9 protein-coding genes are annotated in these 8,252 nt (G+C 32.7%); 3 read left to right on the top strand and 6 right to left on the bottom strand.

What is annotated here, in order from left to right:
- Positions 1–264 precede the first annotated feature (264 nt).
- From nadE to LJ207_RS02755, 3 genes are all read left to right on the top strand, one after another.
- Positions 265–1,044: an NAD(+) synthase gene (gene nadE, locus LJ207_RS02765; protein WP_229343871.1), complete on the top strand. Its 780-nt coding sequence runs from the start codon at positions 265–267 to the stop codon at positions 1,042–1,044.
- Between the two features lie 144 nt (positions 1,045–1,188).
- Entirely contained in the window at positions 1,189–2,538 is a 1,350-nt protein-coding gene (locus LJ207_RS02760; protein ID WP_229343870.1) for an ammonium transporter, read from the top strand.
- Between the two features lies 1 nt (position 2,539).
- Positions 2,540–2,881: a P-II family nitrogen regulator gene (locus LJ207_RS02755; RefSeq protein ID WP_229343868.1), complete on the top strand. Its 342-nt coding sequence runs from the start codon at positions 2,540–2,542 to the stop codon at positions 2,879–2,881.
- A gap of 113 nt (positions 2,882–2,994) precedes the next feature.
- On the opposite strand, the gene abc-f is transcribed toward LJ207_RS02755, so the two are convergent.
- The 6 genes from abc-f to rplU form a co-directional block, all read right to left on the bottom strand.
- Positions 2,995–4,935 carry a ribosomal protection-like ABC-F family protein gene (abc-f, locus tag LJ207_RS02750; RefSeq protein ID WP_229343866.1) on the bottom strand — a complete coding sequence of 647 codons (1,941 nt, stop codon included), beginning with the start codon at positions 4,933–4,935 and terminating at the stop codon, positions 2,995–2,997.
- A 30-nt stretch (positions 4,936–4,965) separates the two neighbouring features.
- Positions 4,966–5,847 (bottom strand): DegV family protein, encoded by an 882-nt coding sequence (locus LJ207_RS02745; RefSeq protein WP_229343865.1) that lies wholly within the window; start codon positions 5,845–5,847, stop codon positions 4,966–4,968.
- A gap of 45 nt (positions 5,848–5,892) precedes the next feature.
- A complete protein-coding gene (yhbY, locus tag LJ207_RS02740) occupies positions 5,893–6,186 on the bottom strand; it encodes a ribosome assembly RNA-binding protein YhbY (protein WP_229343863.1) in 294 nt (97 codons plus the stop codon).
- A gap of 34 nt (positions 6,187–6,220) precedes the next feature.
- On the bottom strand, positions 6,221–7,492 hold the full coding sequence (obgE, locus tag LJ207_RS02735) for a GTPase ObgE (protein ID WP_255666648.1): 1,272 nt from the start codon (positions 7,490–7,492) through the stop codon (positions 6,221–6,223).
- 86 nt (positions 7,493–7,578) lie between these two features.
- Positions 7,579–7,854 (bottom strand): 50S ribosomal protein L27, encoded by a 276-nt coding sequence (rpmA, locus tag LJ207_RS02730; protein WP_229343859.1) that lies wholly within the window; start codon positions 7,852–7,854, stop codon positions 7,579–7,581.
- 79 nt (positions 7,855–7,933) lie between these two features.
- On the bottom strand, positions 7,934–8,245 hold the full coding sequence (rplU, locus tag LJ207_RS02725) for a 50S ribosomal protein L21 (RefSeq protein WP_229343858.1): 312 nt from the start codon (positions 8,243–8,245) through the stop codon (positions 7,934–7,936).
- Positions 8,246–8,252 lie beyond the last annotated feature (7 nt).

The raw sequence follows: 8,252 nt of genomic DNA, 5'->3' as shown, positions 1-8,252 counted from the left end.
AGATCAACTAAAACTAATTTTATACAAGTAAAATTATTACAGTTTGAAATTAGTTCAATTTATTATTGCAATTTAGTAAATAAATATAATATAAAAATATTTAATTGTTTAGATCTCTTAATGAGCAGCAATTAGCCCCCCCTAATTAGTTAAACAATTAATATTTAAACTATGGTTCTTAACCTCTCTCTTGCTCTAAAACAAGTGAGAGGTTAAGTTTTTATGTAATTATTTTTTATTAATCAATTAAATGAGGTGAAAATAATGCTTGAAGAATATTTAGATAAAGATTATAAAGAAATAGCAGAAAATTTAAGCAAATGGATTAAAAAGAAGATCAAAGAAAGTGGTTCAGATGGTGCTGTGGTAGGTTTATCAGGTGGGATTGACTCCTCACTTACCTCTCTTCTCTGCAAAAAAGCTTTTCCAGATAATACCCTTGGCTTAATCCTGCCCTGTCAGAGCAAAAAAGAAGATCAGATAGATGCAGTAGAACATGCTGAAAGCTTTGCAATAGAATACAAGATTATAGATCTAGAAAATACTTATCAGGAATTTATAAATAATTTAAGCAGTACAAACTCAGCAGAATCTATTCAATCAATTAAAAACACTGATGAGCGGAGACTGAAATTAGCTCTAGCAAATATCAAACCCAGGTTAAGGATGAGCTACCTCTATTTTTATGCAAATTTAAATAATTATCTTGTAGTTGGTACTGATAATAGAAGTGAATTGAAATTAGGTTATTTTACCAAATATGGAGATGGTGGAATTGATTTAGCTCCTTTGGCAAACCTGACTAAAAGTGAGGTTAGAAAAACAGCTGCAGAATTAAATATTTCCGACAAAATAATCAATAAAGATCCTTCAGCTGGTCTTTGGGAAGAACAAAAAGATGAAACTGAACTAGGTATGAGTTATGAAGAAATAGATAAATACATTTTGACAGGTGAAGCAAAAGAAGAAGTAAAAAGAAAAATTGAAAATCTTGCTAAAAAGAACTCTCATAAGTTAGAACTTCCAGTAATGCCAGACTTTTAAGCCCTTAAATAAAACTGAAATTTCTCATAAATAATGTATACGCTGTATACCATTATATAAACTCCAAAGTGCTTGCTTTATCAAATAACTATCCTATATAATCTATTCATAGTTAACATAAACCTAACATAGGAGGAATTAAAAATGAGTAGAAAAGGATCGAGAAGTAATGTTTTGCAGGTGCTTGGATTAACGTTTATGCTAGTAATTTTGTTGAGTCCCTTTGTTTTGGCTCAGGAAGACTTGGCTGCAGCTAATGCAGTTGCAATTAATACAATGTGGACTTTAATTGCTGCCTTTTTAGTCTTTTTTATGCAGGCTGGTTTTGCCATGGTAGAAGCTGGTTTTACAAGAGCAAAAAATGCAGGTAACATAATCATGAAAAATATGATGGATTTTGCGGCTGGTTCATTAGTTTATTGGGCGGTTGGATTTGCTTTTATGTTTGGGGCTGGAAATGCTTTTATAGGTAGTAGTGGTTTTTTTCTTCAAGGCACATTTGAAAATTTAGGACTTGATATTCCAGTAATGGCTTTCTTTATTTTTCAGACTGTTTTTGCAGCAACAGCAGCTACTATAGTTTCTGGTGCAATGGCAGAAAGAACTAACTTTTCCGGATACCTAGCTTACAGTGTTGTTATTACCGCATTCATTTATCCTGTTGTAGGACACTGGATCTGGGGTGGAGGTTGGTTAGCTGAGATGGGCATTATCGATTTTGCCGGCTCAACTGTTGTTCACTCTGTTGGTGGCTGGGCAGCTCTAGCTGGTGCAATAGTTTTAGGTCCCAGAATTGGCAAATATAATAAAGATGGTTCAGCAAATGCTTTACCCGGTCATAATTTATTAATGGCATCCTTAGGTGTTTTTATTCTCTGGTTTGGCTGGTTTGGATTTAACCCAGGTTCCACTATTGCAGGAACTGATTTAAGCATAGCTTCTATTGCTGTGACAACAAATTTAGCTGCTGCTGCAGGTGCTGTATTAGCAATGACAGTAAGCTGGATTAAATATGGTAAGGCAGATGTAAGTATGACTTTAAATGGTGCATTAGCAGGTTTGGTAGGAATTACAGCTGGTACAGCTGATGTAAGCAATCTTTCGGCAGTAATAATAGGTGCAATTGCAGGTATTATAGTAATTTATTCTGTAGAATTTTTTGATAAAATTCAGGTTGATGATCCAGTTGGAGCTATTTCTGTTCATGGAGTTTGTGGTGCTTTTGGAACTCTGGCAGTTGGAGTATTTGCTTTAGATGGAGGTCTTCTCTATGGTGGAGGTATCTCTCTTTTAACAACCCAGTTGATTGGGGTTACAGCTGTTTTCTTCTGGGCATTTGGTCTTGGTTTCGTTCTCTTTAAAGCTATTGATTTAGTTATAGGCTTGAGAGTATCCGAAAAAGATGAAATCGAAGGTCTGGACTTTTCAGAACATGGAGCAGAATCTTATCCAGATTTTGTACCAAATTTAAATCCTCAAAAAGGAGAGGTGTAAAATGAAAAGAATTGAAGCTATAATTAGACCTGAAAAAACTGATATATTAATAGATATACTGGAAGAACAGGGTATTAGTGGTTTAAATATCACTGAAGTGAAAGGATATGGTTCCCAAAAAGGTCATTCCGAAATGTATCGTGGAGTTACCTATAGAATAAGACTTCGAAAAAAAATAAAGGTAGAAGTAATTGTAGAATATAATGAGGTAGATAAAATTGTAGAAGCAATAAAAAAAGCGGTTAGTACTGGAGAAATTGGTGATGGTAAAATATTTATCTCAGATATTTCTAATGCAATTAGAATCAGAACTGGTGAAGAGGGTGTAAAAGCTCTCAAGTAGATATTAAGATTGATAATATTATTAACTATCACATATAAATAATATTATAGACCAGAAAAACCCCCTGCTATTTTCGCTTCTCCTTCTCTTAGCAGGGGGCTTTTCTTTTATTATTAATTTTTTAGCAGTTTTTCCCACTTTTCATAAAGCACTTCTAATCTATTGTTTATTCTTTCATAATCTTTTTTTAATTCTTGTAGTTTCTCAAAATCACTTAGATTCTTTTCTTTAGTTAACTGAGATTCAACTTCTGCTAGTTTTGTTTCCAGCTCTTCTATTAAACTTTCTGTTTCATCTAAAGTATTTTGGCGCTGCATTTCTCGATTCCTGGCTTTCTTTTGGGCCTCATAATCAAGTCTTCCCTGATTGATAGTTTCAGCCTCTTTTTCTTTAGATTCTATATTTATCTTTTCTTTTTTTCTGCTGTAATAACTATAATTACCATAGTATTTTTTTAGTTCACTATTTTCTAATTCATAAATATAATCAACTACTTCATCTAAAAAATATCTATCATGAGAGACAATTAAAACTGTACCTGAAAATTCTTTTAAAGCTTCTTCTAATACTTCTCTTGATGGTAGATCAAGGTGATTAGTGGGCTCATCTAGGATTAAAAAATTATAATTACCACTCATTAACTGCAGAAGTCTTAACCTGCTTTTTTCTCCCCCACTCAGCTGAGAAACCTTCTTAAATACATCCTCTCCGGTAAATAAGAAGGCTGCTAAACGATTTCTTGCTTCTGCAACAGTGATTCTTGTTTCTTTTCTCAAGGCAGTTATCAGATCATCTTTTTCATCAAAACCATCAAATTCCTGTCTATAGTAATCAGTATAGATATTTGTCCCTATTTTTACCTGACCAGAATCTGCTTTGAGCTCTCCCATAATTATTTTCAAGAGAGTAGATTTTCCGCTCCCATTATCTCCAATAACAGCAGCTTTGTCACCTCTATATAGCTCTAAATTGAGATTAGAAAATAAATTCAAGTCTGCAAAACTTTTAGCTAAATTTTCAACCTTAAGTACATCATTACCACCTCTAATTTCTGTACTTAAATCTAAATTCATTTTTCTTCCTTTTAGAGTGGGTTTTTCTAATCTATCTATTTTATCCAATCTTTTTTGCATAGCTTTTGCTCTTTTAAACATTTTTTCACTATCTCTTGATCTTCCCCAAATATAAAGCTGTTCTATAGAATCTTCTAATTCTTTGATTTTTTTCTGCTGATTTTTATATTCTCTTAAATGCTGTTGATAACGTCGTTTTCTTTCTTTTTTATAATAACTATAATTGCCGGCATAATCTTCATTTTTACCATTTTTAATTTCAACAATCCTACTGATTACATTATCAAGAAAATATCTGTCATGAGAAATAATAATTAAAGTCCCCTGATAATTATTTAAATAATTTTCTAACCACTCTACAGCTTTTAGATCAAGGTGATTTGTGGGTTCATCTAATAAAAGTAAATCTGGCTCGGTTAATAGAAGTTTAATCAAACCTAATCTACTTTTTTCGCCTCCACTTAACTGGCCCAGCTTTTTTTGATAAATAACTTCTTCACTAAAACCAAGACCTGCTGCAACCTGACGTATCTTGCTCTGATATTCATAACCTATTCCCTGATTGAATTTTTCTTGAAGTTGTGAATATTCCTTCATTAATTTATTTAATTTTGCTGACTGAGGATTTGAACTATCAGCTTTTTTGCCATAACGAGCAATTTTTTCTTCATATTTTTTTAATTTTTCTATTTCTTTAATAACAGATTTAAAGACCTTTTCTAATTCAGAATAAATCGTTAAATCAGGCTCTAAATCAGGTAATTGATCTAAATAACCAATCTCAATATCATTACGAATCGATATATTACCTTCAGAATAAGTTTCTCTACCTGAAATTAATTTAAAAACAGTAGTTTTACCTGAGCCATTAGCTCCGATTAAAGCTGTCCTTTCACCCTCATTAATGTGCATAGAAAAACCATTTAATACTTCATTAATACCATATTCTTTTTTAAGATTATTGATATTTAAAATAGACATGATTTCCCCCACATTTAATATAATTAAACTTTAGTATATCTCTACTTCAGCAATTTTTTTATTATTTTGAAATACAACCCCAAGAGTTCCTGGGCCAGCATGAGAACCCACAGCTGCTCCAATTTCCGCAGTAATAACAGCTTTAGGTTCAAACTGATCAATTATCGTATTTTTTAACTTTTCTGCTGCTTTAAGATCTTTGGAATAACTAACTCCAATAATTTGTTCAGCAGGATTTTTACATTTCTTATCAATTTCATTTAATAAGTAATTATACATCCTTTTTTTACCCCTAACCCTATCATAGGGCAATATTTCTCCATCCTGAATATGGAGTATAGGTTTAATATTTAATACATCAGCAAAAAATGCTTTAGTTTTAGATATCCTACCACCCTTTTTTAGCATTTCTAAGTCTCCCACAGCAAAGATATGCTCTAAATAAGAGGCGTTTTCAGCAGTTTTTTCTACAACTTGTTCAAACTCTTCTCCATTTTCAAGCATTACAGCAGCCTGATAAACTAATAAGCCAAAACCAACCGCAGCTGCTTTTGAATCAATAATAACAATATCTTCGGTATTAAGCTCATTCTTGGCAATAACAGCTGATTCAGCTATCCCACTAAGTTTAGAAGAAAAAGCAATTACAAGTATCTTTTCATAATCAGCTAAATATTTTTGAAAACACTTTTTGAATCTTTCTGGTGTAATTCTAGATGTTTTAGGTTCAATATCTTTTTCCCTTAATAGTTTATAAAAATCTGCCGGCTGCAGATCATCTCTGTCATAGTAAATTTTATCTTCAATATGAACCGGAATATTCAGTATTTCAATCTCATATTTGTCTACAATCTCCTGTGGTAGATCTGAGCAGCTGTCTGCAATAATTTTAACTTTAGAAATAAAGATCACTCCCCTTAATTTCTCCCCCGAGTTAGACAACAAATCTACAGTTTTCTATTTTTTTAATTTATAATTAGAGTCTTCATCACGCTGACGAAAAAGCACTGCAATTCCGCCAATTACCTGAACAACTTCTGCTGCAGTAGCAGTAGCAAGTTCTTCTGCACAAGAGCGGGTTGAACGACCAACACTTTCTAAAATTCTTACTTTAAGTAATTCATGATCTTCTAGAGCCTGATCAAGCTGCTCAATTACAGCATCAGTTACACCTTCTTTACCCACATGAATTACAGGGTTAAGTTTATTGGCTTGAGATCTTAAATAACTTCTATTTTTTCCATTAAGCATTCAATCACCTTCCTTTTTATAATTTTATTCATATTTATTCTACATAGTCAAATTCTAATGGACCTATAATAACAGTATCTCCTTCTTTAATACCTTTTTCCTCCATGATTTGATTTAATCCATGGTGTTTTAAAACTCTCATTAAACGCTGAACTGCTGCATCATTATTAAAGTCTGTTTTCTCCAAATAAGAATCAAGCAGAGTTCCTTTAAGTTCATACTTATTTTCATTTAATTTTTCAAAATAGAGTTCATCAACAAAATCCGGGCTAATTAATACTTCCTCTTCTTTGGCGATTTCTCGTTCAGGAAGTTCTTCTAATCTCTGACCAAGGTGATAAACTAATTTTTGACAACCTTCAGAAGTAACAGCAGATATAGGAAATACACTATAACCACGGTCATTAAGCTCTGATTTAACCCTTTCAATATTCTGCTTTCCAAGTTCTAAATCTATTTTATTTAATGCAATCACCTGTTCAAGTGAAGCTAAATAATCATTATATTTTTGCAGTTCATTATTAATTTTTTCGAAATCTTCAAGTGGATCTCTACCTTCGATTCCTGATACATCTATTACATGAACCAATAATCTAGTTCTCTCCAAATGTTTTAAAAATTCATCACCAAGACCCGTCCCCTTGTGTGCTCCTTCTATTATACCAGGAATATCAGCCATTACAAATGACTTATATTCTCCATATTTAACTACCCCTAGATTAGGTTTCAGGGTTGTAAAGTGATAAGAAGCAATCTTAGGTTTTGCATGTGAAACTTGAGCTATTAAGGTTGATTTACCAACATTAGGATAACCAACCAAACCAACATCGGCCAATACTTTTAATTCAAGGCGGAGTTTGCGAAATTCTCCCTTAGCTCCATTTTCAGAAAAACGAGGAGCTTTACGAGTTGATTTTTTAAAACGAGCATTACCTCTTCCACCTTTTCCACCTTCAGCTGCTATTAATTTATCACCAGCTTCTTTTAAATCAGCTAAAAATTTATCAGTATCAGCATCATAAACCATTGTTCCTGGTGGAACCCTTAAAACTAAATCTTCACCATTTTTTCCATGCTGGTTTTTACCTTTACCATTTTTACCTCTTTTTGCCTTATATATATTATTATATCTTAGGTCAGCTAAGGTGTTCATACCTTCATCAACTTCAAGTATTATATCACCACCATCACCACCATCACCACCATCTGGACCACCCATATCTTCAAATTTTTCTCTACGAAAGCTGACAACACCATTACCTCCATCACCAGCTTTAACTTTAAATTCTACTTCATCTATAAACAAAAATTTCACCTCCCTAATTAAAAATATTATAAGCGAAAAAAGCCCCCAGTACCAAAGCACTGAGGGTAATTTACAAAAAACTTACTTTAGGCTAAAGCAGCCACCTGATCTTCTGTATAAACACTTATTTGGCGATTTTTTCTTCCTTTTCTTTCAAATTTAACATAACCGTTAACCTTGGAGAATAATGTATCATCTTTTCCACGGCCAACATTTAAACCAGGCTTGAATTTAGTACCTCTTTGTCTTACTAAAATACTACCTGCAGAAACGAATTCACCGTCAAATTCCTTGACACCTAACCGCTTCGATTCACTATCACGACCATTCCGCGAACTACCGACACCCTTCTTCTGGGACATTTAACTCCACCCCCTATAAATTTAAATTTATATATTTTTCAAACTAGATATTTTTTAATTACTTGCTTTAAAAGAAACATTAAGCATTAATTTCTTCAATAATAACTTTTGTATAAGGTTGTCTATGACCCGTCTTCTTGCGATACCTGATTTTAGGTTTATATTTAAAAACAATTACCTTTTTATGTTTACCCTGTTCAATTACTCTTCCTTTAACAGTTGCTCCTTCAACAAATGGAGAACCTGCTTTAAAACCATTATCATCAGATAAAGCTAAAATTTCTTCGAACTCTACATTATCGCCTTCCTCAGCAGAAAGCTTTTCTATTGTAATAATTTGATCTTCTTCAACGCGGTATTGTTTACCACCAGTTTTTATAATAGCATACATATTCTTG

The sequence above is a fragment of the Halanaerobium polyolivorans genome, from assembly GCF_020711195.1.
Lineage (GTDB): Bacteria > Bacillota > Halanaerobiia > Halanaerobiales > Halanaerobiaceae > Halanaerobium > Halanaerobium polyolivorans.
This window is presented reverse-complemented; position numbering and strand designations above follow the sequence as displayed.